The 24,397-nt window shown below is 68.0% G+C and carries 17 protein-coding genes; 4 read left to right on the top strand and 13 right to left on the bottom strand.

Features of this window, described 5'->3' with window-relative positions; genetic code table 11:
• Positions 1–581: 581 nt before the first annotated feature.
• From ACLQ2R_RS04940 to ACLQ2R_RS04985, 10 genes are all read right to left on the bottom strand, one after another.
• Positions 582–1,073 carry a hypothetical protein gene (locus ACLQ2R_RS04940; RefSeq protein ID WP_425958064.1) on the bottom strand — a complete coding sequence of 164 codons (492 nt, stop codon included), beginning with the start codon at positions 1,071–1,073 and terminating at the stop codon, positions 582–584.
• Complete coding sequence (locus ACLQ2R_RS04945; RefSeq protein WP_425958065.1) at positions 1,073–2,437, bottom strand: hypothetical protein; 1,365 nt, start codon at positions 2,435–2,437, stop codon at positions 1,073–1,075. Before ACLQ2R_RS04945 ends, ACLQ2R_RS04940 begins: the two co-directional genes overlap by 1 nt.
• A 4-nt stretch (positions 2,438–2,441) precedes the next feature.
• On the bottom strand, positions 2,442–2,693 hold the full coding sequence (locus tag ACLQ2R_RS04950; protein ID WP_425958066.1) for a hypothetical protein: 252 nt from the start codon (positions 2,691–2,693) through the stop codon (positions 2,442–2,444).
• A 9-nt stretch (positions 2,694–2,702) separates the two neighbouring features.
• The gene (locus ACLQ2R_RS04955) at positions 2,703–4,802 is read right to left on the bottom strand and encodes a DUF3488 and transglutaminase-like domain-containing protein (protein WP_425958067.1); all 2,100 of its coding nucleotides are present in this window, start codon (positions 4,800–4,802) and stop codon (positions 2,703–2,705) included.
• Positions 4,799–5,956 carry a DUF58 domain-containing protein gene (locus ACLQ2R_RS04960; protein WP_425958068.1) on the bottom strand — a complete coding sequence of 386 codons (1,158 nt, stop codon included), beginning with the start codon at positions 5,954–5,956 and terminating at the stop codon, positions 4,799–4,801. The genes ACLQ2R_RS04955 and ACLQ2R_RS04960 overlap by 4 nt, the downstream gene beginning before the upstream one ends.
• Positions 5,953–6,939 (bottom strand): AAA family ATPase, encoded by a 987-nt coding sequence (locus ACLQ2R_RS04965; RefSeq protein ID WP_425958069.1) that lies wholly within the window; start codon positions 6,937–6,939, stop codon positions 5,953–5,955. The genes ACLQ2R_RS04960 and ACLQ2R_RS04965 overlap by 4 nt, the downstream gene beginning before the upstream one ends.
• A 13-nt stretch (positions 6,940–6,952) precedes the next feature.
• Positions 6,953–8,338, bottom strand: coding sequence for a protein kinase domain-containing protein (locus tag ACLQ2R_RS04970; RefSeq protein WP_425958070.1), 1,386 nt, complete (start codon positions 8,336–8,338; stop codon positions 6,953–6,955).
• Positions 8,339–8,494: 156 nt separating this feature from the next.
• Positions 8,495–12,742, bottom strand: a complete 4,248-nt coding sequence (locus ACLQ2R_RS04975) for an FtsK/SpoIIIE domain-containing protein (RefSeq protein WP_425958071.1) — start codon at positions 12,740–12,742, stop codon at positions 8,495–8,497.
• 3 nt (positions 12,743–12,745) lie between these two features.
• Positions 12,746–13,009: a WXG100 family type VII secretion target gene (locus tag ACLQ2R_RS04980; RefSeq protein ID WP_425958072.1), complete on the bottom strand. Its 264-nt coding sequence runs from the start codon at positions 13,007–13,009 to the stop codon at positions 12,746–12,748.
• A gap of 84 nt (positions 13,010–13,093) precedes the next feature.
• Positions 13,094–13,636 carry a hypothetical protein gene (locus ACLQ2R_RS04985; protein ID WP_425958073.1) on the bottom strand — a complete coding sequence of 181 codons (543 nt, stop codon included), beginning with the start codon at positions 13,634–13,636 and terminating at the stop codon, positions 13,094–13,096.
• A gap of 361 nt (positions 13,637–13,997) precedes the next feature.
• On the opposite strand from ACLQ2R_RS04985, the gene ACLQ2R_RS04990 reads away from it, so the two are divergent.
• The 3 genes from ACLQ2R_RS04990 (at position 13,998) to ACLQ2R_RS05000 (ending at position 18,015) form a co-directional block, all read left to right on the top strand.
• Positions 13,998–16,403, top strand: coding sequence for a PASTA domain-containing protein (locus tag ACLQ2R_RS04990; protein WP_425958074.1), 2,406 nt, complete (start codon positions 13,998–14,000; stop codon positions 16,401–16,403).
• Between the two features lie 710 nt (positions 16,404–17,113).
• The gene (locus tag ACLQ2R_RS04995) at positions 17,114–17,341 is read left to right on the top strand and encodes a hypothetical protein (RefSeq protein ID WP_425958075.1); all 228 of its coding nucleotides are present in this window, start codon (positions 17,114–17,116) and stop codon (positions 17,339–17,341) included.
• Positions 17,342–17,388: 47 nt separating this feature from the next.
• The gene (locus ACLQ2R_RS05000) at positions 17,389–18,015 is read left to right on the top strand and encodes a hypothetical protein (RefSeq protein ID WP_425958076.1); all 627 of its coding nucleotides are present in this window, start codon (positions 17,389–17,391) and stop codon (positions 18,013–18,015) included.
• 520 nt (positions 18,016–18,535) lie between these two features.
• Here the strand turns inward: ACLQ2R_RS05000 and ACLQ2R_RS05005 are convergent.
• Positions 18,536–20,575: a hypothetical protein gene (locus tag ACLQ2R_RS05005; protein ID WP_425958077.1), complete on the bottom strand. Its 2,040-nt coding sequence runs from the start codon at positions 20,573–20,575 to the stop codon at positions 18,536–18,538.
• Positions 20,576–20,876: 301 nt separating this feature from the next.
• Between ACLQ2R_RS05005 and ACLQ2R_RS05010 the strand changes: the two genes are divergently transcribed.
• Positions 20,877–21,152, top strand: coding sequence for a transposase family protein (locus ACLQ2R_RS05010; RefSeq protein ID WP_425958172.1), 276 nt, complete (start codon positions 20,877–20,879; stop codon positions 21,150–21,152).
• Positions 21,153–21,164: 12 nt separating this feature from the next.
• On the opposite strand, the gene ACLQ2R_RS05015 is transcribed toward ACLQ2R_RS05010, so the two are convergent.
• Both ACLQ2R_RS05015 and fxlM read right to left on the bottom strand, forming a co-directional pair.
• Complete coding sequence (locus tag ACLQ2R_RS05015) at positions 21,165–22,262, bottom strand: hypothetical protein (protein ID WP_425958078.1); 1,098 nt, start codon at positions 22,260–22,262, stop codon at positions 21,165–21,167.
• A 4-nt stretch (positions 22,263–22,266) separates the two neighbouring features.
• Positions 22,267–24,360 (bottom strand): methyltransferase, FxLD system, encoded by a 2,094-nt coding sequence (gene fxlM / locus ACLQ2R_RS05020; RefSeq protein WP_425958079.1) that lies wholly within the window; start codon positions 24,358–24,360, stop codon positions 22,267–22,269.
• Positions 24,361–24,397: the final 37 nt, after the last annotated feature.

Here is a 24,397-nt window from a genome sequence, read left to right on the forward strand (position 1 = left end):
CCAAGATCAGTTTGAGTTCCGCGAAGCATGGGCGCGTGCAGCCGAACTCCGCTTGCGACTAGAGGATTCGCACGTCCGAAGCAACGGCAATCATTCGTGTGGATACGTCACCGACAAGCTAGAGATCCTCCTCCTCAATGGAGGAAGTGACGCCAGGTAGCAGTTCAGCTTTGGACAAAAGCGATCTGGTATGTGAGGTGGTGGGACGCCAGGGATTCGAATTCTGAACCTACGGATTAAAAGTTGGTGGGTTCGATGCCGTCCGCTGTCAGGGCATGTCGAGTTCTGCCGTTTTGCCCGCCAGTATCCATGCGATAGTGCCGGTCGATGGGGCCCGTGCCGCGTTGTATCGCGTACCCGCGAGCAACCGTCGAGCAACCGTGAACTACCCGGTCGGGCTTTACTGAACCGCGATGACGCGACCTCTGCTCCGAAATCTACACTGACTCGCCCCGGCGAGAAGGCGAACGGCATCAAGCGCTGTGGAACCGGCGGCGTCAAGGGGTGACGGCCCTCGATGGGAAGTGGGAACCCAACCCCACACCACACGGCTTCGCGCGTTCTCACCCGATCAGTGCCTGCTAGTCAGATGGGCCGTGTATCGGCCGGAAGGAGGCGATCGTGCTGGTCAGCACGTCGCCGTCGGAGGGCCGTGCCCGCAGATGCGTGGCCACCAGTACGAAGACACTGCGCAATCCGCCTGGGGATCGCGTCGGCATCTCTGTCGCCATGATGAGCCGACGCAGCGTGAATCCGTCGATCACCGTGATGGACTCGCGTAAGGTCAGCGGACGCATGTCCGCTGTCTTGATCTCCGCGTCGGCGAGCGGCGTGGTCACCGTGTCGGAACCGACATCGTCGAGGGTCCGGTCGGCGACCTCGTCGAGCGTGATCTCGTCCGGCAGGCGTTCGCCGAAGATCACCAGGTTCGGCCGGAAGCCGTCGGCTTCGGGGCCGAGGAACGCGAGCAGCGCGGTGGGCAGTTCGATGGCCCGCCAGTCAGAGGGGGCGTCGATGTCGAATGCCTCGAGTCCGGGTGACACGAGGTTGGGCCAGCGCATGGGTGGGGTCATCAGTCGAAGATCCCCTTGACGCCCTTGGCCACCGCTCCGGCGGCGTCCTCCACATGATTGGCGACCTTGGGCACGTCGACCTCGACTCCCATGCTCACCTTTCCGCCGATCCCCAACGCCAAGCCCACGCTCGCCCTGGCCTTGACCTTGCCGTCCGCATAGCCGAAGTCGGCGTTGGTCGAGCCTCCGATGCCCGCCTGACCTTCAACCCCGGCCGACGGCTTGATCCCCGCGACATCGACCTCCGCGTTCGCGCCCATCTTGGCGCCCGCGAACAGTTCGCCTCCGGCGCGCAGGCGCGCACCGCCAGGCCCCGCGTACAGGTCGGCACCGGCGGATGCCTCGGCGCCACCGATCTTGGCGTCCGCTCCGGCCTTGCCGCCCACTGGGCCCAGCCGGATCTTCCCCTGCGCGTTCGCCCGCAGCGCGTACGCCTCGGCCCCCGCATCGGCCTTGACGCCGTAGTCTCTGCCGATCCGGCCGAGGCCGGCCGAGGCCTTGTACTCCCCGTGTCCGAGCCGGACCTCGCCGCTTGCGTCGCCCCGCTTTCCCCGTACGTCGAAGAGCCTGCGCTTGGAGAGCACGCCCTCGCCGGACGTCATGGCGTGCAGGAGAGAGAACATCGGAGTCCGCGGGGAGAGCCCGTTGCGCTCCAGCCGGCGCCGCTCCCGCGGGGTCAGTCCGGTGCTCGCCGAACGCCGACGCCCCACTGGGGTCAGGTCCTTCTGATGCCAGATGTCCTGAACTCGGGGGCCGAACAGAAGCGTCCACGGGGGAGCGCCCGGGGCTGCGGGCGCGGGGGTGAGCGCGGTCGCCGACCGGCACACGGCCGAGAACCGTTCGACCGCGCGGCGCCGGTCGGCGTCGGCTTCCTCGTGCCGGTGTTCGGCCCGCCGGAACGCCCGCTCGGCCTCCTCGACCTCGTGCCGTGCGGAGACGAGGGCGGACCGGTCGATGGGAGTGTGATCGCCCGACATGGCGCGCAGGGTCGTGGTCCGCTCCAGCGCGGCGATCCGGTGCTCTTCCGTCGCGAGCCTCTGGCGGGCGTCGTCCAGCTCACCTCTGGCCTTCTTCAGCACCTGCCGGGCCTGCTGTTCCGCCTCGATCGGCCCCGCGACCCGGCTCAGCGCCTCCGCGACCTCCTCGTGAGCGGTCCTGGCGGCCCGAAATCCTTCGTGCAGGGCGGCGAGAGAGGCTTGGAACCGGACTCCGCAAGGTCCGACGAGCGTGCTCCCGGTGCTCAGCCCGGTACGGGCGATCTGCAGCGACCGCACCCCACCGTCCACGGCGGTCGAGAGGGTCCCGATGGCACGGGACGACCGTCGGAGGTCGTCCGGTACGGCCGGATCATCGGTGATCGCCATCGCGTCACCCTCCAGCGATTCGGAAGGACAGCGCGGTCAGGTCCGCCTGCCTGGCGGCGAGGCCGGTGACCTCGCTCAGCTCCCCCAGGCGGTCCGTCCACCGGCTGGTGAACTCGCGCATGGCCGCGTCCGCCGCCGGGCACCCCACCAAAGCCTCGGCTTCGCCGGAACGGGGGAGCGCCGCCGCGGCGGCCCGGAGAGTGAGGCCGATCTGTCCCAGCGCGGCGGGGTCTGCCGCGATGTGGTGTTCGCTCATGCTCAAAGGCTAGGAACGCCGGAACGTACGGGAAATGGGAAAGGGTCCCCATGCCCGCAGGCGCCGGCCAGGCGACATGCCCTTACGGAGGCCTGTGCGCACCGCGTCGGCGAGGGCCCAGGAGCGGTCGCCGTCCGGCGCGTACACCTGACCCGGACTGTAGAAGACGTTGTCGACCAGTGTCGCCAGCTCGCGGGTGCTGTCGGCGACCAGCGGGTGGTGTGCCAACGCGCGTGCCGAGACCTCCCCGCTCGTCGTGGCCGGCCCGAAGACCAGCCCCGCCCCCGCGTAGGAGTCGAGCACGTCGCGCCATGCCCCGGCGATCCTGCTGCCCGGGTCGGCGGCGCGGCGGCGGCGCGCCCGCAGGATCGCTTTGGCCGCCGACGGAGCCGCACCTGCGGCGACGGCCAGTGCCAGTGCCAGGGCCAGCCAGGGGGTGCCGCTCGGGAGAGAAGGCTTCCCCGCGTCGGCTGCCGGGGCGGGCTTCGCCGACTGGTCGTCGGCGTCGGCAGGAGGCGCCGAGTCTTCTTCCTGGCCTGTGGCCGCCGCCTCCGATTTCTCCGGGTGTTGGTGACGGGGCGCGGGATGGAACGGAACCCATCCTGATTCGGCGAAGCGGACCTCCGCCCAGGCGTCCGCGTCACGTCCGGTGAGCTGGTAGCGACCGCCCGAGCCGGCCTTGGCGGACCGGAACCCGACCACGACGCGCACGTCGTAACCGAGTTCCCGCGCCATCACGGCGAACGCGGAGGCGTACTGTTCGGCGGTGCCGCGCTGTTCCTTCAGCAACTGGTTGATCTGGAAGATGCCGTGCCCGCCGGGGGCCTGGAGCGTGGTGTTGAGGGTGAAGCCGCCGCTTCGCGCGAAATGATCGCTCAGCCGGTGGAGCGCCTCATAACCCTGCGCGCCGTTGATGATCGTGACCGCCCGCCTGGCCAAGTCTGGCCATCGCGGTTCGCGCCGCGCGGGCGTGCCGGTCGCTTCGGCTGCCAGCGTGGCCGGCTGATGGTCGGCGACGAGGCTGTGAACCGTGTACTCCTTCGGCACCGGACGATCCTTGGGGAACACGACGTCGCCGCTCGCCACGTCGACCCCGAGGCCGTTCACCGAGATCTCGGTGGGTCGGCCGCTCGCGACCACCCAGTTGAGCGGCCCCGGCTCGTCGACGCGAACCTGCTCAATGAAGGTACGGCCGCCGTCCTGCGGCTCTGGCGGCAGCCGGGTCCCGGCCCTCCAGTAGGTGGCCCTGCTGGTCCAGTAGGACCCGTCGAAGTCAGTCAGGGTGGCGAAACGCAGCCGGAGCGGCCGGTTCTCCGACGTCACTCGCAGGCTCAGCGGCAGCCTGCCGTTGCGCATTGCCGGGAACTGGGACAGCGGGCTGACGACCTGCCGTGGCTGCACCGGCTGGTCGATCAGCTCGCGGGCGTCCATCGGGCGCGGCTGGCCGTAACGTTCCGGCAGGCCCGCGCCCAGCAGACTCGCGACCGTCCCCGCGACGACGATCGCCGGCAGGGCTCCGCCGCTCAGGACCTTCACCCACAACGGCGTCTGCCGGCCGGCCCGCAGGGTGGCGTTCGCGTCGCGCCGTTGTAAGGCGAGGAGCGCGGCGCACGCGACGACCGGGGCGATCCAGGCTGGCGCGCCGGTGGGGGCGGCGACGGCCAGACCGGCCGCGGTGGCCAGGAGTGGCGCAGGCAGACGCCATACGGCCGGGGTGTCCCGCAGCGCGGGCTCGACGGCGCCCAGGGTCGCCAGCCCACAGATCATCGCCACGAAGGCGAGCTCAGGACCCGCCGGATCCAGCGGCGGCAGCGAGATCAGCAGCAGCCGGGGAGCACTGAAGATGTCCGAGGGCACCATCAGCGTCAGGTACGCGGCGAGCGCCGCAGCGGCGGCCGTGAGCCGGGTGACCGGGGCCAGCCGGGTGGTCAGGGCAGCGAGCATGCAGACCGCACTGGTGACCAGCGCCGCCCCTGCGACCGGTGCCACGTAACCGGGGTTCCCGAGCGCCTCCACGGGTGTCACGCCGAACGCGCCGGCGAAGGCCACCATGGGCGCCATGCCAAGCAGTGTCGCCGTGCCCACGGCGGAGATGGATGGTCGGTTCATCGCCCGGCGCCCGCCAGCCTGCCCAGCGCCGACACCGCGTCCGCGCCGGAAGCGGCACGGATGATCACGTTGCCTGCGCGTTCCGCGACCGACGAAGCGGAGTCGGTGCCGGCCATCTCGACGACGGCCACCCGGCGGAGTCCCCGCGTGGCCGTGATCCGGAGGACAGCGGCGCCCTCCTGGCCGGTGACCACGACGAGGAGTCCATGCGCGGGCGCCTTGCGGATCAACGCGGTCAACGCGTTGATGTTCTGGTCGTTGGAACGGCGCACTGCGGCCAGCCGGTCCATCGGCCCGCGCGCGCCTGCCCGCGCGGCATCCGCGACGTCCTCGCCGAGCAGGGCCAGGGTGACATTCCGGCCGGTACGGTCGGCGGCGGCGACCAGCGACGCAACGACCTCCACCGCCGCCTCGAACTCCTCGGCGGACAGCACATCCGACCTGGTGTCCAGCACCACGGTGAGAGCCGGCACGGTCGTGTCGGCCTGTTCCCGGACGACGAGTGTGCCGATCCTGGCCGTCGACCGCCAATGGATCCGGCGAGGGTCGTCCCCGGGCTGGTATTCACGCAGCGAGGAGGAGGCGGTCGTGCCTGGCGTCGCCCGAGGGCTGCCCCCGGAGTCGATCGCGCCGCCCATCGGTAGCCGCTTGAGGGGATGGACTCTCGGATGCACCCAGACGCGGGTGGCGGGAGATGTCCAGTCGGCGCTTTGGGCCAGCCCCAGCGGATCCCGTCGCCGCAACGTGAGCGGGCCGACCGTGACCAGCCCGCGGTGGGGAGTCTCCAGCTCGTAACCATGGCGGGCGTCGGCACCGACCGGCAGCGCGGGCACCGTTAAGCACGTCCGCGCGCCGTCGATCAGATCTGTCGCCTCGATCCAGAGTGCGGGCAGCCGTCCCGTGTTGCGCACTATGAGGGTGCCGCTGGCGCCCGCGTTCACCGTGACCCGTTCGGACGCCAGCGTCCGGGAGGCGGTCAGCTTGGCGGGCACGCACACGAGCAGGAAGGCCAAGAGCACAGCCGCCTGCGCGGCCAGGCCCACCCCGGCCAGCGCCGGATAGCCGACGGCCAGTCCTGCGGCGAGCAGCCCCGCCCCGCCGGTGGTCACCGCCAGGCCTGTGCCGGTGACGCCGGGAAGACGCGCGGCCCTCATGGCGCCGTGGTCAGGGCCGGCGCGGCGACGGTGGACAGCACCTCGTCCAGCACCTCGGCCACGAGCAGCCCGTCGATCTCGGCCTGCGGGTCGAGGATCAGCCGGTGTGCCAGAGTGGCCGAGGCGACCGCCTTGACGTCGTCCGGCACGACGAAGGAGCGCCCTTCACCCGCCGCCCACGCCTGCGCCGCACGGACCAGCGCCAGGCTGCCACGGGGGCTGATGCCCAGGCGCAGCCTCGGGTGGGACCGACTGCTCTCGGCGATGCGCGCCACGTAGTCGGCGACCGACTCCGCGAAGTGGATCCGGCTGACGTACTCGATCATCCAGCGGATCTGCTCGATCTTGGCCACCGGTGACAGCGTGGGCGGCGCGCCCTTCCGGCTCCGCCCGACCAGGATGTCTCGCTCGGCGGCGACGTCCGGATAGCCGACCGCGATGCGCACCATGAACCGGTCGAGCTGCGCCTCCGGCAGCCGGTAGGTGCCTTCCAGGTCAATGGGGTTCTGGGTGGCGACGACCATGAACGGCGTGGGCACGGGATAGCTCCGCCCGTCCACGGTGATCTGCCGCTCCTCCATCACCTCCAGCAGCGCCGACTGCGTCTTCGGGGAGGCCCGGTTGATCTCGTCGGCGAGCACGATATGGGCGAACGCGGGACCCGGCCGGAACTCGAAGCGGCCCGACTTCTGGTCGTAGACGGTGGTGCCGGTGATGTCGGAGGGCAACAGGTCGGGAGTGAACTGCACCCGGTTCCACGTGGCGTCGACGGACGCGGCGAGCGCCTTGGCCAGGGTCGTCTTGCCCACGCCAGGTACGTCTTCCACCAGCAGATGTCCACCGGCGAACAAGCAGGTGAGGGCGTACCGCACCACCTGCCGCTTGCCGCTGAGAGCGCGTTCGACGTTCTTCAGGATGGTGCTGTAACCAGCGGCGAAGTAGGCCGCCGCGTCCGTTTCGGTGTCGGCCGAACCGTGGGACATGTGTCCTCCATGATCACTTCTGGGTGGCGGGACGGCCGTCGGCGACCCGGCAGGCGGGCTTCGGCGCGGGCGGGACGGGCTTGTCGGTCTCGATCAGCGCCCAGACGCGGTAGCAGTACCGACTCTTGTGGTCGACCCCGGGGATCAGGTACGGCGAGGTCTGCCCGTTCCGCAACTCATCCAGCTTCCGATTCCCCCGGTAGACGACGTACATCTTGAAGCCGGGCAGCTGGGAGACGTCGGTGAAGTCCAGCTGGATCGTGCCCACCTTCGGGCTGGTCGCCGTGACCGGCAGGTAGTAGGGCTGGTACGGGGTCGCCGGCGGCGGCGCGGGAACGGTGGGTTCTGGGCGGCCGAACCAGAATCCGATCGCGGTCGCACCGGTCAGCAGCGCGAGGACTCCTAGTGCCGGACCCAGCCAGCGGCGCTTCGGTCGCGGGGGCTTCGGCGGGGCATCCGGGATCGGTGTCGTGGGCCCGGCGGTGAGCAGGATCTCGGGCTCGTTCAGAGCAGGGGGAGCAGCCGGCATCGGGGAGACCGACATGGGGGCGGGTAACGGCGGTGGAGCGCCCGCGGGGAGCGGGGCGGCCCGTCCGGTGACCGCTGCGAACCCTTCGGCGAGCGCGTGCGCCGGTGGCCGGTCGCCGGGCCGTTTGGCGAGGCAGGCCCTGACCAGATCCCACATGGCGTCACCGGCGGTGGGCGGACGCTCTGGCTCGTCCTCCAGATGCGCGCGGATCAGCGCCAGCGCGTTGTCCGCGGCGAAGGGCCTGCGGCCGGCGAGCAGCTCGTAGGCGGTGACGCCCAACGCGTACACATCGGCGGACGAACCGGCCGGACGGCCGGTCGCGATCTCCGGGGCGAGATATTCGATCGTGCCAACGAACTGCGACTGCTTGGTGATCGCCTGCCCGTCGGGCATCCGGGCCACGCCGAAGTCGGTCAGGCGCGCCCACGGGTGCCCGCCGCGCCAGGTCACCAGCACGTTCTCGGGTTTGACGTCGCGATGCACGATGCCCGCGCGGTGGACGACCGCCAGCGCGTCGGCGATCTGGCTGAGGAGAGTCGCCGCCTGGCCCGGTTCGAACGCCATCCGCGCCTGGGTCACGCGGAGGTTGTCGCCGTCCACGAGCTCCATGACGATGGCGAGCGTCTCGCCCTCCACTACCAGGTCGTGGATCGGCACCAGATTCGAATGGCTCACGCTCAGCAGCGCCGTGCGCTCGCGGAGGAACCGCCCGACCGCGTCCTGATCCGAGGTGAACTCCCGGCGCAGCACCTTGATCGCCAAGGGCTGGCCGTCCTTGCGCCGCCGCCCCCGCCACACGTGCCCGGCGGCCCCGTAGCCGATGATGTTGTCGAGCAGGTACCGGCTGCCGAGCGGGACTGGACCGTCCACGGTGAATCCGGGACCTCCCGCAGGCGGCAGGGTGGGCGACGTCGCCGGGTCGTTGTCCAAGATTTCACTGGTCTCCGCAGACAGGGGGCCGGCCGTGGTGCCCTCGTGGCACGGGCGTACTATATCCATCCAAATACTCGCCGACCGGGTCATTTCTCAACCGTTCCAGGGCACCTGAACCACGGACCACTGCCCGCGATTGACGTACACGCCGCGACCGCACGGCCAGCCGCCCCGGGTGGACGACGGCAGTTTGAGGTCGAACAGCTCTCCGTCCGTGTTCGACGACGGGTTGAGCAGCAGCCCGGTCCGCGCCCGGCGAAGCACGGCGAGCCAGCCCCGATAACGCTGAACCTGAAGGTCCTCGGTAGTGCCCGCGGCGATCAGCAGGCTGCCGTTGTCGCGGGCGCCGCGGGCAAGGTGCTCCAGCGCATCTGCGGCGGCGCCGTCGCCCACGTATTCCGCGTCGTCGACGAGCACCGCGCAGGGCGAGGCCAGCTCCATCAGGACGTCGGCGGCGTCGTGGGGTGTGACGACCCGAGCGCCGGTCACCGCACGCAACGGAGAAGGACGTGGGCTGACCACCAGCAGCGGCAGGGTCACCGAGCGAGCGACGGCCATGAGGGCGCCGCTGCGTCCGGAACCCGGGGGACCGGCGATCAGGAAGCAGCCGCCCTGCGTGCCGAGGTCGAGGTCGACGGGACCCAGGTGGTCGCCGCCGGCGCCGATGGTGCAGAGGGACGGGATGGCAGGCCGGTCACCGGCCCGGAGCGCCTCGACCTCCTCCGTTGTGATCGATTCCGGTAGCGGGTCCACTCGGAGCGGCACATTGCCCGGTTCCCAGCGGCTTTCCCGCGCCACCCGTTCGACGGCCGCCGCCTGCGCGGCTCCGTCGGGATCGGGGTCGAGCAGCGCCACCTGCACCTCGACCGCCCCCGGCATCGCGATCAGGCGGCCGGGGGGCATGTCGCGGGGCATCTGCTTGGGGCTGACGCCGTACGCGGAGACGTCCTCAGGATCGGCGTGGCGCAGCACCAGACGCCTGGCCACGGCGCCGCCCATGCGCAGGGTGAACCCGGACCGGTCGGTGGCCATCATGACGACCAGCCCCACCGACGGGCCGCGCCGCATCAGTCCGTCGAGCACGTCGACCAGCCGGCCGCCGTCCGCTTCCCCGTACCGTGCCAGAAACGTCTCGTAGCGATCGACGAGCAGCACGAGGTACGGCAGCGTCCCGGGGATGGCGGCGCGGTATTCCGCGAGAGAGGCGTGACCGCCCGCGGCCAGCAGCCGCTGCCGGATGCCGATCTGCTCGGTGAGAAGGGCCAGCACCCGCGCGGTCCGGTCGGCGTCGTCGCCCTCCACGTATGCTCCGCAGTGGGGCAGACCGGCCAGTGGCGCGAGCGCCTGGTTGCCCTGGTCGAGCACGTACAGATGCACGTCGGCGGGGTTGTTGCGGCGCGCCGCCTCGGTGGCGAAGGTGCAGAGCAGCGTCGAGCGTCCAGACCGGGACATGCCGCTGACCAGGATCGGCCCGCCGTTCTCCAGATCGAGGAGGTAGGGCCGTTGCGCCTGCTCCAGCGGGTGGTCCGCGAGCCCGATCGGTACCCGCAAGCCGGTGGCATCCAGCTGGTCGGCGGTGACCCGTTCCGGCAGCGGCGGCAGCCACGGGCTGCGGGCGCGGGCGTGCCCGTCCTGCTCGGCCGCCGACCGGATCGCGGTGACGAGAACGCCCAGGTCCGTCTCACGGTCCTGTTCGAGGTCGTCCACCGGCTGGGCCTCGGTCACCTCGCCGAGGTCGTCGACCCGCCGGGGGCGTACCGACAACTGAGTGGGTCGGCCGGTCACCTGACCGCGCGGCCAGCCGATGCGGGCGGTCTGCAGCAGCGAGAGATCGGCGTAGCCGGCTCGCAGGTAGGCCCGCCCGGGGAGGTGCCGCGAGATGCGGGCGGCGGAGGAGTCGTCGATGACGTCGGCGCTGTCGGACGAGCTGGTGACCCGCAGGCAGATCCTCAGGTTCAGGTTCGCCCGAAGTTCGGCGTTGACGACACCGGCGGGCCGCTGCGTGGCCAGGACCACGTGGACGCCGAGGCTCCGGCCGCGCATGCCGATGCCCACCAGCCCGGGTACGAATTCGGGGACCTCTTCGGCCAGGGTGGCGAACTCGTCGACGACGATGACCAGACGGGGCAGTCGCCGTCCCGTGGCCCAGTAGTCCTCGATGTCCTTGGCGGCGGCCTCCGCCAGGAGTTCCTCCCGGCGGCGGAGCTCCGCGCCGAGCGAGGCGAGGGCGCGGGTGGCGAGATGGCCGTCCAGGTCGGTGACCATTCCGGCGCAGTGCGGCAGGTCCGCGCATTCGGCGAACGCGCTGCCGCCTTTGTAGTCCACGAGCACCATGGCCAGGGACTCCGGAGTGTTGCCCAGCGCCAGTCCGGCGACGAGGGTCTGCAGCAGTTCGGATTTTCCGGCGCCGCTGGTTCCGGCGATCAGGCAGTGCGGGCCGTCCCTGCGCAGGTCGATCGTCACCGGGCCGTCGGCGCCGACCCCGAGCTTCACCGCCGTGCTCCGCCCGCCCGGCTGCCCGGCCCAGAGCGCGGCGACCGCTTCCGGGGTGGGTTGGTCGCCCAACCCGACCAGGTCGAGCAGCCGGATGCGGTCCGGTATCCCGGCGTTCTCCTCCAGCCGGCAGCCGAGCACGCGGAGAGGAGCCAGGGCGTGCCCGAGGACCATGGCGTCGTCGGCGTCCAGACGGTCGAGCAGGACGTTCTCGGTGACGGTGCCGTCGGTGCCGCGGATCCGCGCCCGGGTACCCGACGCACTCGTGATCACGGCGGTCGCCCGGCACTCTCCCGGCAACCGGGTCTCGTCGTCGTCCAGGCAGATGGCATAGACCCCCGATTCGGGGCCGGTGGCGAGAAGTTCCGCCATACCGGCCAGGCCCCGCAACCGGCGGGCCCCGTCGGCGACCACGACCAGCCGCCGTCCAGTGGGCGGCCCGGCGCGCAGCGCGTCCTGGCGCGCGGTCCGGCGTTCGTCCACGATGCGGGAGACCTCCGATAACCGCGCCGCCGCCTGGCGCGCGTCGGTGGCGATCATCCGAAGGCAGGTCTGCTCGCTGCTGTGCGGCAGGGTGTGCGGCAGCCAGGTCGCCCACTCCCACTGCGCCGCCTCGTCCTGCCCGGTCAGGATGACCAGGCCGAGATCGTGGGGTCCGTGCAGGGTGGCCAGGTGTGCCAGGGACGCCCGTACCGCGTCGAGGAGTTCCAGGCGGCGGCCGGCCAGCCCGATGACGCCGGCGGAGGCCAGGTCCACCGTGATCGGAGTGTGCTCGATCGTCCCCGGCGGGAGTTCGTCGTCCTGACCGGTGAAGGTCACCTCGACCGGCTGCTCCGCGAGACCCAGGCGGAGCAGCAGGAAGTCCTGGTCATGCGGGCGGCGCTCGAACAGCCGCCGGGTCGGCCCGGTCGCGATCCGCAGGATCCGGGAGGGGTCGGGGAACGCCTCCCGGCGAGCCCGTCCCTGCTCGTCGGCCAGCTTGCCGAGCCGGTCGGCGAGGTCCGCCCGCGCCTTCTCGTAGTCCCGGTACGCCTTGCGGTGGTCCTTCCGGCCGCTACTGCGGTCGAACACCGCGTTGGCCAGGATGAGCAGCGGCGAAAGCGCGAGGAAGATCAAGAAGTATCCGGCCCCTGGAAAGAGCACGTACGCCACCGCGGCCAACACCAGCGGCAGCAGAATCGCCACGAGGGGAAACCGCACCCCGCGGGGCTCCTCCGGGCGGCGCGGCACGTCGAAGTGCGGAACCGAAGGGCGGAACGAGATGCGCGGGGGACGGTTGTACAGCAGCACGTCCCCCGACGGCGAGGGCTCGGTTTGCGCGTCGGCCGGGTCGACCGCGCGCATCGTCAGGACGGTCTCCCCGACGCCGAACACGTCGCCGGGGGCCAGGGCGGCCGGCTCGGTCAGTCGTACTCCGCGCCAGGCCGTGCCGTTGCGCGAGCCACTGTCGGTCAGCTCGGCCGTGCCGTCGTCGGCCAGGCTCACACTCACGTGGACCCGGCTGACCTCACGATCCCGCAGCGACAGGTCGGCGACCTCGTCTCGCCCGACGGTGAGGCCGCAGGTCAGCGACGCCCGTCCGGCGCCCCCCGCCCCGCCGGCCACGGCGATTTCAAGATCCGCCGTGTCCAGCTCGCCGGGCACGGCACCGGCCGGGTCCAGCCGGGCACCGATCGGCAGCGCGAGCGCCGCGAGTCGAGTGCCCGACAGGAGGGCGCGTCCGGCCACGTGCAGCCGACCGCCCTCGGACAGCGCCGAGGCCAGGTCGTCGACGGTGGCCTGCGGGTCCGCCCGGACCAGCACCGGCACGTCACGCCCGTCGATGACGGCGATCAGTTCCCGTTCCACTGCTTAGCCGCCTACCTGCTCCAGACCGGTGGCGCGCCGGCGCACTTCCACCGCGGCGTCCTGCAGTGCGGCCGAGAGGCGGGTGAGCGCGGGCTCGTACTCGGAGCTCCATGAGGAGCGGAACCGGTCTGCCGCACCGCCACGCCAGTAGGCGTTGGCCAGTTCGTTGCGCAGTTCGCGCAGCAGGGTCTCCACGGTGGCGCTCTGCCGCTGGAAGTTCCCATGAAGCGAATGCAACTGGGGGATCTCGGCACCGATGATCGACATGTGCTTCCTCCTTCGTGTCGGTGGCCCGAGGTTATGAGCGCGCCGGATCGGCGGGGAATGGGAAGGGATCCCCAGCGGCGGGCGTCAGCGGCGGAGCAGGAGCAGGTCCTCGCGGGTGACGAGGCCGCGGCTGATGGCGTATTCGGCGAGGTGTACCAGCGCGTTGAAGCCCGTCATGTTGGGCACCCCGGCCGTGTCCAGCCGCTTGCGCAGATACTCGATGCGCTTGATCAGGGCGGTACGCGTCCACCCGAGGCGGGCTGCGGCCGCTGCGTAGTCCTTGGGATGCGGGTCGTACCGCGGCGGGTCTTCGAGGTAGCCCGCGAACAGCACGACCATCGCCATCCGGTCGGCATCGTTGATCATCACATCCTCGCCGACGGCGGTCGGCGAGGCGCTTTCCAGCCGGACCACACCGGTCGTGTCACGCGGCCCCGGCACGGGGGGAACGAGGGCCAGCGAGTGGCGGCCCCGGGTGCCGTCGACCAGCACCTTGGTGGGCGACTCCACCGCGACCCGGCGTCCGGGCGGCAGGACGCTGCGGAAGCCCAGCTCGTCGATGACCGCGAGGGGACGGGTGGTGGAGCTGTTGGCGAGCCACCAGGTGCCGCCCTCCCTGGCGATCACACCCGCGATTCTAGACATGCCCGTGTCTTCGGGGTCGAGGCAGATAGTGCACTCACGGGCCCGGCCGAAAGTCAGCTGTTCGTCATCCGACAGTTCCACAGCAAGGTCCATCGTCTTTATCCGCATTTTCCCGTTTTCTCCGATTCTCCCTGCAGAAGCTGGAGCTCCCGTTGCATTGGGAATCCCTTACTACGCCCAACCGGCGCGCCGATGGCCAGCATCGCCCTATTATCTGACTCTCTGGGAATGTTCGCCGGGATTTGCCGCACTATGCCCCCCTTGCGGAGGAGCCACCTTGCCACGGCCTGCTGCTGTCGCGATCGGAAAGAAACTACGAGAGAGGTTGCCGGCCCGGAAGACGGTGCTGACCGGCACCCGCGTCAACCGGGTCATCCTGGTGGTCAGCGTGGTGGCTCTGGTGACCGCGATGGGAGTCGGATCCGGATACCGGATCTCCCAGGCCGCCTTCCTGGATAGCGGCATGTATTTGCCGAAAGGCAAGGGCGTGGTCCGCGTCGATCTGGACAATCGAGCCGTTGATGCGCAAACAGCCCGGAATCTCGCAACGGGCAAAGAAACCCTTGAAGTCGTTCAGGTAAGTCCGGATTCGGTATTCGTCGTCAACAACGACACCGGCGTCGTCAGCCATCTCCCCACCGACACGCTCATGGCGGAATCCGTCGAGGAGCGTCCGAAATCGAAGGGTGAGCTCGACCTGATGGCTGGCGGGGGACAGGCGTACCTGCTCGACGGCACCGCGGGCACCCTGAGCAAACTCGACGGCAAAGGCACCAAACCGGGACCGGTTCCCACTCCGAACCCGGTGACGGAGGCCGTGGTGGACTCCAAGGGCGTCGTCTGGGCCTATTCGGCCGCCACCGGTGAGCTGATGGAGATCATCGACGTCAAGGTGAAGAACACCTGGAAGGTGGCCGACCCCGGTGAGGCGGTAGAGCTGACCTCGGTCGCCGACGCCCCGGTCGTCTACCGCCCTCAGACCGGACAGGCTGGTCTCTACGGTCCTGAGGGGTTGCGGGGACAGCTCGAACTGGGCGCGCGGCACGGCATCCCGTCGTCGCCCGGCCCGGGAACCACGGTCGCGGTCGCGGTCCGCAGCGACGGCACACTGGTGACGGGAGACTTCAACTCCGGCGACATCGGGAGCATCGAGCTGCCGGATCGGGCCGGGCACGTCTTCGGTCCGCCGGTCGTCAACCACAGCCGGGTCTACGTGCCCGACTACACCGAGCGGCACGTGGTGATCGTCGACCTGGCCGGTGGCAAGGTCACTCATGAACCCGTCCCCGGCCCCGACGAGGATTTCCAGATCGTCGCGCGCGATGACCGAGTCTGGGTCAACAACCAGCACGACCGCATGATCATCGCCTTCGACGCCAACGGCCGCAAGACCCAGTTCGACAGCGGCGTGGACGACAAGCCGCTGATCACCCCGACGCCGACGCCGACCCCGACGGCCCCCACCATCGAGCCGCCGCCCACGGTTCAGCCCACAGTGCAGCCCACCGCGCGGCCACGCGTGCTCCGGCCGAGTGCGCGGCCGGAACCCGTTCTTGACACGGTTCCCGACGTCGTCGGGCTCGATCGCCGGGCGGCGTGCGCGAAGCTCATGCCGAAGCTGCGGTGCGTCGAAGTCTCACAACCCGAAGGCAGCGGCGAGACGGACGTCGTTCAGTCGAGCGTTCCGGCGGCTAGGGAACGCGTCAAGCGCGGAACAGCGGTCAAGGTCTTCTACCGCGGGCCGACCATGGTGCCCTCCGTCCTGGGCGTCTCCGCGGACGAGGCCTGCCAGGCTCTGGCTGAGGCAAAACTCACCTGCCGCAAGCTGGCCCAGGGACTGGCGAAAACCTCGACCGAAGTGGGCAAGGTGACCACCCAAACTCCCCAGGCCGGGACTCCCGCCACCACGGGCACCGAGGTGAACGTCGTCTATCCGTCGCTGATCGAGGTCGGCTCCTATCTCAACCAGCCCATCGAAGCGGCCTGCGCGGCAGTGCAGCAGGCCGGATTCAACTGCGAGCAACGTGAGGTGGGGCAGGGTGCCACGGTTGGTGTCGTCCGGGCGCAGAATCCGTCCCCGGCCACCGGCCTCGCCGCTGGCCGCACCGTGACCATCGACTTTCTCGGCAACCCCGCAGTTCCTAACCTGGTGGGGCTGACGCCGGACGCCGCCTGCGCCGCCCTGCAGGGCGCGCATCTCAAGTGCAATCCCGTTGATGACGCGGTCACCCTTGATGTCAACAAGGTGCTCACGCAGAACCACCCGGTGGGCACTCGGCTGGCCCCCGGCGAAACCGTGACGTACGTCTTCGAGACAACCGCCCCGGTGCCGCTGAACCGTACCAAGGCACCCGCGCCCGGCCGCGCCAACCACCTCTCTCTGGCCGGCGGCCCCGCTGGCTGGAGCCAGCAGAGTTCGCTCGGGCGGGTCTACCCGCCGACGGGCGGCATCAGCGGACTCCAGGTCATCCACCAATTCAGGTGCGGTCGTCCGGAACTGTGCGACGAGCCCGGCAGCTACTACTTCTCGCCTGGAGCCGGTGAGCACGCCGGGTTCATCCTTGAGGGGCCGGCCTTCTCCTGCTTCACCACACAGGTACCCGGCACCGTCCCGCTGTGGGCGACGATGAAATCCGGGGGTACGTGGGTGTGGGCCGTGCATGGCAGCCAAGAGTGGAATCACTTCGCCAGCACCGGATTCGGCTCCAGGTTCGACTTCGCCGTGTGCTACATCTGGCCGCCCGGGTAACGTGTCGTCGTTTTGCCGGGGCCGGGTTCATTTCCACCAGCCTGGCCCCGTTCGACGACACGACTTCTTGCTCACCTCCACGGCCCTCGGCAAGTACGCGATGAGCCCTTTGAGCCCTTAGCTCCCGCCCTACGCCTGCCGATGATCAAGAGCCTTCTGCTGCTAAGAGGCGGCCAGGAGTGGGAACGTCTCTCTCCCTCTCATCTCGGCCAGATAGTCGTACTGCTGAGTCGGCGATGCTGCGGTTCAAATGACGTAGTTCGTCTGCGCGTGACTTATCTGTTGCTGTTGTGGCATTGAGGTCATTTTTTTCGGAGGCGAAGCACGCAAATGCCCCGAGCGAAGCGAGCTCGATCCGAGCGGAGCGAGGCCTTGCCAAGGAGCGCGCGGGGCGGAGCCCCTTAGGAGCTGTTCTGAGTTCGGATCATGTGGTCGAGGCGAGGGCTTCAGCCACATGATCGAGCCTCATAAGTGGAGTCCGGTCTCGTAGCTCTGCTGGGATTTGTCGTAGCGGTGTTAACCCGCGCCAGGCCTTGATCTTCTGGAAGCAGCGTTCGACGGTGTTGCGTTGCTGGTATCGCTGCGGGTCGCAGCCGACGGTGTGTGTGCCTGCTGATAATTCCATCCGCCACAGGGCACGGTCTTGCATGCTTCTCTTGCAGGCAGGCTTCGGCTCTTGTAGAGGAGCCAGTGCGGCAGGATGACCGGTCGTGCTCCTTCGCCTGGCCTATCTCGCCGTCACGAATACCTTCGCGGCGCTGCGGTTGCTCCCGATGGGAGATCGGGATAAAGACATCGAGATCCTCGCCCTGCGTCACCAGATCGCCCCCATGGAACGGCAGCTCGGCACCGACACCCGGGTGAGGTTCGCGCCCGAGGACCGAGCCTTCCTGCCGCCCTCCTGGCGCCGCTACCCCGCGACGTCCTGCGCCAGCTGAGGCGTCTCATCCAGCCGGATACCGTCGTGCGGTGGCACCGTGATCTGATGAAACGGCGTCACGCTCGTGCCTGCGGACCGAAACGGCACGGGCGCCTGCTAACCGTCCGTTCCATCTGCCTCCTCCTGCGCCTGGTCCGGGAGAATTCGTCCTGGGGCTACCGGCGGGTCCACGGGGAACTCACCACTTTCGGCATCACGGTCGCGCCATCCACGGTCTGGGAGATCCTCAAGCAGGAAGGCATCGATCCGGCACCCGAACAGGCGTCCACCACCTGGGCCGACTTCCTGCGCTCCCAGGCCGAAGCCCTGCTGGCCTGCGACTTTATCGAGACCGCCACCCTCGATGGAGGGCGTCAGTACATCCTGGCCGTCATCGACCATGCAACCAGACGCGCCCGCGTACTCGGCATCACCGTTCGCCCGGCCGCGAACCGGGTCGTCCAGGCCGTCAAGAATTTGGTGATAGATCTGGAGGATACCGGTTACCGGCCTCGCTATCTGAGCCGCGACCGGGACGGGAAGCTCCCCGCGCTCATGGACGAGATCCTCGCTGCGGCCGGCATTCAGACCGTGCTTACCGGCATCCGGATGCCGCGGATGAACGCGATCATGGAGCGGTGGGTGCAGTCCTGCCCGCCGCGAACTACTCGACTGCTGCTTGCCCTGGAATGAACATCATCTCCGGCACGCCCTGCGCGAGTACGAACAATTTCACAACCGGCACCGTGCCCACCAAGCCTTCGCCCAAGCCGCCCCACTACGTCCCGTCCCGGATTCGATCATCGATCAAGAGCGAATCGCGAGCTTGCCCATACGCCGACGAGACCGGCTCGGCGGAGCCTCCAAGAGTACATACATGCCATTTGAACTGCATGGACGGAATTTTCGGCAGACGCAATGTCGCGAGCATTTGATCATGGCCCACCCAGGGTGCGCTGGCGGCAACTGCATGGGCTTGACTGTTCGATTTGCTCTGGCCAGGGGCTTGGCGCTCATGACCCTTTGCGGTTGCTCCACGTCGCGCCAGAGCCTTTTCAGCCAACCAGTGCACATCGTCGACCTGAGCATCCACCGACGCGACCGACCGGAGGATTTTTTCAGGAATACACGTGCCGTTTGAACTGTATGGAAGCAATTCTTGACAAGTGTACGTTCCCTTTGGAGAAGGGTGCTCTGAGTCTGTTGATGCGTGTCAGCTAGACGGCAATCCCAGCTTATCAAAGAAGGCCCTATTTCGCTCTGTGGCCGCATTTACGAGTCTATCGAATGAAATGACCTCGATATATGCCTTCGCGGACTCGTTAAAGCCGAAGTAGCCGAGGCCATCATGAGTCCGGCGCAAATTTGCATACTCGCACCGGCTCACTAGCGTCGGCGTGAGATCGGCCACGATGTAGCAGAAGGCGGGAGATTCCTGAGACGCTGGGATTGGCCGCCCCGAAGCCGTTAGCACACCGCCGCTACGAACACGCTTCACATAGTCTAGGGACTGAAGGATGGGGTCCTTATCCTCGGAGGCATCGTTACGCATTGGCCTCTTGATCTCGATAACGACGATCGAAGCCAGCGGCAATGTCTCACCCTCCGCAGCAAGAACTGGCGTATCGATGAGTCTTGTTGAGAGTATGTCCGGCTCCCTGGTTGAATCAGAGCCAGTGATTGGCATGCTCTTAAGCGTCTTGTCCGAGGCAAGGTAGTCATGGAATGCGAGTCGCTCGTCAATAATCCACAAGTTCGATGCGTCTGTCCCAATTTCGTTCGAGTCTGTACGCATGGGGATCAACAGAGCATGAATCGCATCTTCTCGACTGTACGTGCCCTGTTGGCTGGATCGGATGAGCTTTGACAAAATGTCGAGAACCACCCGGCGGCGGGAAATATAGGCCGCGAGGTCAGACTGATTGATATCGTTTAGAGTGCTGAGATATTGGCCCAGTCTCTCTTGATAATCCTCTAGAGGGGTGGAGCCAGCCTCTGCGAATACCGCTTGACCTTGAGTGATCGCATCAGCCTCTAGCTTCTGAAGGCTTCGATGAAGCAGAATTTCAAGATCTGCATCCTTAATAGATGGATCCACGGTTGTGCCTAGGGACTCCAATCGGGAAAGGACTGGCCTATACCTCGGAGCATGCCTGCTCACAAACTCATTGACCCGGGCCTTGCCCTCCTTGCGCGCATTGGCCAGCGGGTCGGAGAGAAATCTCTCCACCTCGCCCAGAACGCCCGATCGAATATCTTCTAGCGATATGTCATCTTCCAGCGTGGCTTCTGTAAACCGCTCGCTGATGTCGAAATCGGTTCGATCGGCGCGAACATGCGTATCGAGATAATCGGAGGAGAGGTAGCACACATATGTGAACTCGTCTCCTGTTTCATCCTTCAGTCTTCCGTAGAGCCCTGGAATCTTGCCGGCAAGGTTCTCTTCGAGAACAACTCGGCTTGCTGCACACCAATACAGCCGCGGAGTCTGATTTCGCGTCGAGGATTTAAGACAGAGATTGACCATGTCAAATTTCTTGCCCTTGACATTTATGGAGGTGTTCGGCAGCTTGGAAAAGATGAATTCTTCCATTAGCTTGTTGAGTGAGACAATCTCGTCATCGACGATGGATATATTTGGGGCGCCCCCCGGGCGAAGGAAGTACCAGATGCAATGCTCAAACACTTCGCGGGCAATAGCATCCACGCTCTTTGGGGCGCTCCGCTGAAAGGCTTCTTTGAAACCGCTCAGGTGCACAATCGCCCCAGTTTCGGTGAAGTCCCCCGACTCGTCGACATGCTCAACTTCGTGGGCTACAGAGAATTTAAACTTCCGAACGCGAAGATTCCCAGAATGATCCTTGTATCCGCTGCGCACGGAGACCCTGTCGAATGCTTTGAGCCAGAGCAGGCGCCCTACTCCGCGGCATCCGATACTCGCTTTGTAGTCACTATCCAAGGTCTCAAAGGAGCTCATGTTGTCCGGGGTAAAGCCCACGCCGTTGTCCTCGATGGTGAACCCGGCGATTGGCTTCAACGCTACGCGACCAGGGCCTGAAGGGCCGAAGTCCAACTCGTCTTGTCCACTTCGCTCAATCGTGACTCGCAGGCGACCCTGCTCAACGTCTTGATCGAAGCGTGCATCGATCGCCTGGAGCGCGTTGACGACAGCCTCCAGAAGGGGCAGGAGGGCGTGACTCTTGGGAAGGCTCGTGTTCCGAACCCGCCCCGCCAGAGAAGTCGTCAGCGCCATCGTGTCCCTCTCTACGTTCGGACATCCCACTCTATAGATGCAAGGCGGGTGGGGCGGTGACGCTGGCGGTGGACGTGGCGCACGGTTGGTCCGGCGGACTCGGATCGCGCCTGGCCAGCGCTCTGGCACCGCTGGCTTTCGCGGGAGCGTACGAACTGCTCATGTGGATCGTTCGGAACACCCGGCAACCGTCCGTCGAAAAGCTGGCCAAGGACCACGTGCGCCAGCCCGTTGAGACTCTCGTTGAGGTGGAACGCGCGGCTCAGGAAAGGCCCACCACCACGGCGGCAACATCCAAGCGCTGTTCGTCCTCGACGGCATGCCCATCCTGGCCGATGCCGGCTACGACGGCGCCGGGATCGGTGTGCGCATCCTCGTCCGTCACCCCACCGACGGCAACGTCCTCGACGTCAACACCTGCAACATGCTGCTGCGCTGCCTGGGCGAACGCGGCTTCGCCCTGCTCACCCAACGCTGGCGCACCCTGCAGCACATCACCACCAGCCCCAGCAAGATCGGCAATATCGTCCGCGCCGCCCTCGTTCTCACCCAGTTCGAGCCCTGCAGACTCATTTAAAAGTCACTGAGATCACCTCAATGAGTGGGAAAGCACTGCTTCGCTGGTGTTCAGTGCGATGGAAAGACCAGCCCTCGACCGCACCGGAAATCTCCGGTGTCCCATAGCGCAGATCTCCACCACTCCGGCGAGCTTGCGCGTCTGCTCGCCGGTGAGTAGCGCGGCGCACCCCTCATGGGCCAGCACCTCACGCGCCGCGTATCCATCGCGGGACGCTATCGCTCGCTGAATCAGCGTGGCGGCGACATCCCTCACACCGGGATGCTCTGCGCCCTCAGCGGCGTCGAGAATGGACAAGCCCAGCCGCACGCTGAACACCGTCAGGCCAGGCGCGGGAACGAGCCGCTGGTAGTGGTCCACCAGCACGGCCAGGTTGTCATCGACCGGCTGGTGGGCAGCACGACGGGACAGCACGGTCAGGCACGCCGTCACCGTGTTTTCCCACGGCTCACCAGGAACGGTGTCCGCGAGCAGCGCCAAGGCGCCTTGAGCGTCGCCCGCGGTGCTGCTCGCGATGACCGCGACCTGGCGGCCGTCGAGCATCCGTCGGCCGACACCGTTGTGCTGTTGGAGATGCGCGAGCGCGTCCTGCCAGCGGCCCGCGCTGGTCAGGGCGCGAGCTCCCTCGGCTAGCAAGACGCCCCACAACCACTGGCGAACCTCTCGGTGATCGTCGGTGGTCGAGGTGAGCGTTCCCGCCCGCACCGGTAGACCGTCGAGGATGGTGTCGGCGCGGGTGGTGACGGCCTCGTACAGGTCGGTGAGGAGCCGCAGAGCGCCGTCGCCGTCACCGTCGCGGATGCGCAGGCGAGCGAGGTTGACGAGGGGTTCCAGCGCACGGCGCGCGGCCTTCCCGCTCAGAGGACAGGCATGCAGGTAGAGCTCGGCGTGACGGTGACACCAGGCCCGCGCGAGGTCTGGAAGCCCGAGATCGGAGGCCAGCAGGGCAGCCTGGTTGAAGACGACGGAGGCCGACGATGGATCTCCGTCGCGCTCGGCCGCGTCGGCGAGGGCGCATAATTCGCCGACGCGGGCATCGAGCGGTGTACAGGCCGGGCGTGAGCGCGCGACGAGGGGAAACCGGCGCGCTACTGGCCCGGCCGGATCCATGCCGCTACTCCCAAATGACCGTTATGGGTCGGTGTGGCCGATCCAGGACGAACCGGCCCGAGACGGGATCGGAGGCCTCGGGGTTATCGGGCATTTCGAAACGGACGGTACGGGTGCGGTACTCCGTACCCCAGATCCGGACCTGCTCGGCCACCAGGTCCGCGAGGTTCTGACCAGTGGGCCCATGGCCGATGACGCCGATCTCGTACAGTTTGCCGCCATCGGCCGGCGGGGGAGTGGCGGGGCGGATAGCGAGGTAGGCGAGGTCAGCGCCTCGGGTAGTAGCCATGGAGCCCCAGGGGAACATGGGGGTGACCTGGCCACGGTCCTTGGCCGCGGGCTCGACGTTCATCCGCATCAGGGCATTGTCGAGACGCAGGCACAGCCACAGTTCCATCCACTCCAGCAGCACCCCCGGCGGGAAGAGCACTTCGGTCCACCTCTCATGCCGTTCGGTGTCCAGTACCCCAGCCAGGGCGTGGCCGTCGACGGCCTGGTCCTTGTGGACCTGCAGGGTCACGCCCTCCTCGGGGGTGAGGGTGACGATGCGCCGTGCGTCGTCGCCGATCCCGCGCAGCGGCATGAAGACCGCCAGTTTGCTGCCCACGCTGTGCCAGCGGTCTTCGCCTCGCTCGAAGGCGATGGTGCGTGAGTTGGTTCCGCGCAGGCGAAGCGGCACAAGCAGGCGCCCGCCGGGGGCGAGCTGCTCCAGCCACGCGGTCGGCGTCTCGAACGCGCCGACGGTGGCGATGATCCGGTCATAGGGAGCGCGCTGAGGATGGCCAAGCGCGCCGTCACCGAGGATGACCTCGACGTTGTCGGCCCCTGCGGCGGCCAGGTGCTCGCGGGCGCCGTCCACCAGATCTTCGTCGATGTCGATCGTGACGATGTGGCCGCTCTCACCGACGATGGCGGCCATGATCGCCGCGTTGTAGCCGGTGCCCGCCCCGGCTTCCATGATTCGCTCACCGGGGCTCGGGGCGAGCTGTTCGAGCATTCCGGCGACGATCCACGGCTGTGAGGCGGCGCTGATCTGGGTGCCGTCCTCGGTCGTCTTGGTGTAAACGGGGTTGTCGGCGTACGCCTGGTCGAGCGGTACGCCGGGAAGGAACAGGTGCCGGGGAGTTCGCCGGAAGGCCGCCTCGACGGCGGGGGTGCGAAGCACCTGTTGCTCGCGCAGCCGGTCGGTCAACTCGGCGCGGAGCCGGTCGGCGGACAACGCGGGGTTATCGCTGAGAGTAGTCATTCGGTCGACCTTAGTTGTTTCGAAGGTGGTGGCAGGTCGAGACGCGAGGTCCCGGTCTGTGGTGAACACGGTGTCCAACGCCAGCGCGGCAAGGGCGGATTGGTCGGCTGCGGGGAGCCCGGCGCGGTTGGCGTGGAAGATGATGTGGTGGGCGAGGACAGCGCGCAGACCTCGCGTCAGCCGTCCATGGCGCGACAGGTCCGCCAGGGCTTGCCCGGCCTTTTCGAAGGCGGTGACCCACCCGTCGTAGCCCACGAGGGGACCGGCGTTCGCCGGATCGCACAGATCGCGGACGTTGACGGTCATGAGGCGGCGCATCGCCGCGACCAGCCTGGCAGCCCGCTCGGGGGCGACGGTCCCGGGCTCGGCGGGGCGTAGCTCGGCGACCTTTTCCCAGACGTCGCCTTGCTCGTAGAGGTCCAGACCGGCGGCGCGCAGCATCGCACTACACAGCAGGGCCGTGGTCTCACGCTGCCCCAGGACCGGACCGTCGTGGCGTGCGGCGCGGGTGAGCAGGTGGTGGCTGTCATGGTGGAACAGCTCGTGGGCGACGCTCATGGCCGCGGTCCCGCCGAACGCCGTCGTTTCAGGCTCGTAGATCCCGAGCGCCCAGCTGACGATCCGGCCGTCGGCGGCCAGTTTGTCCAGCAGGTCGGCGACGACGGTGGAGATGGGATCATCGGGCAGGTAGCGCAGCCGCCAGGGGTGCTTGCGGACGAACCACCAGCCGTGCAGGAGACCGGCGCCCTGGGCTGCGGTCAGCGTCGGGCGCAGATCCCAGATGGCGACGTGTTCGGCCGTGGCACGGTCGGGGACCTCGATGTTGTACTGGCGCCAGTCGATAGTGAGCATCAGGTGGGGCGTCCTCACAAGGTAGGTCGGTCGCGGG

The organism is Streptosporangium sp. DT93 (assembly GCF_049844535.1).
Classification (GTDB): domain Bacteria; phylum Actinomycetota; class Actinomycetes; order Streptosporangiales; family Streptosporangiaceae; genus Streptosporangium.

What these genes read in the sequence shown, in the direction of transcription:
- ACLQ2R_RS04940 (WP_425958064.1), bottom strand. Translation starts at nt 1,073, where the DNA reads ATGACCCCACCCATGCGCTGGCCCAACCTCGTGTCACCCGGACTCGAG.
- ACLQ2R_RS04945 (WP_425958065.1), bottom strand. Translation starts at nt 2,437, where the DNA reads ATGGCGATCACCGATGATCCGGCCGTACCGGACGACCTCCGACGGTCG.
- ACLQ2R_RS04950 (WP_425958066.1), bottom strand. Translation starts at nt 2,693, where the DNA reads ATGAGCGAACACCACATCGCGGCAGACCCCGCCGCGCTGGGACAGATC.
- ACLQ2R_RS04955 (WP_425958067.1), bottom strand. Translation starts at nt 4,802, where the DNA reads ATGAACCGACCATCCATCTCCGCCGTGGGCACGGCGACACTGCTTGGC.
- ACLQ2R_RS04960 (WP_425958068.1), bottom strand. Translation starts at nt 5,956, where the DNA reads ATGAGGGCCGCGCGTCTTCCCGGCGTCACCGGCACAGGCCTGGCGGTG.
- ACLQ2R_RS04965 (WP_425958069.1), bottom strand. Translation starts at nt 6,939, where the DNA reads ATGTCCCACGGTTCGGCCGACACCGAAACGGACGCGGCGGCCTACTTC.
- ACLQ2R_RS04980 (WP_425958072.1), bottom strand. Translation starts at nt 13,009, where the DNA reads ATGTCGATCATCGGTGCCGAGATCCCCCAGTTGCATTCGCTTCATGGG.
- ACLQ2R_RS05000 (WP_425958076.1), top strand. Translation starts at nt 17,389, where the DNA reads ATGAAACGGCGTCACGCTCGTGCCTGCGGACCGAAACGGCACGGGCGC.
- ACLQ2R_RS05005 (WP_425958077.1), bottom strand. Translation starts at nt 20,575, where the DNA reads ATGGCGCTGACGACTTCTCTGGCGGGGCGGGTTCGGAACACGAGCCTT.
- ACLQ2R_RS05015 (WP_425958078.1), bottom strand. Translation starts at nt 22,262, where the DNA reads ATGGATCCGGCCGGGCCAGTAGCGCGCCGGTTTCCCCTCGTCGCGCGC.
- fxlM (WP_425958079.1), bottom strand. Translation starts at nt 24,360, where the DNA reads ATGCTCACTATCGACTGGCGCCAGTACAACATCGAGGTCCCCGACCGT.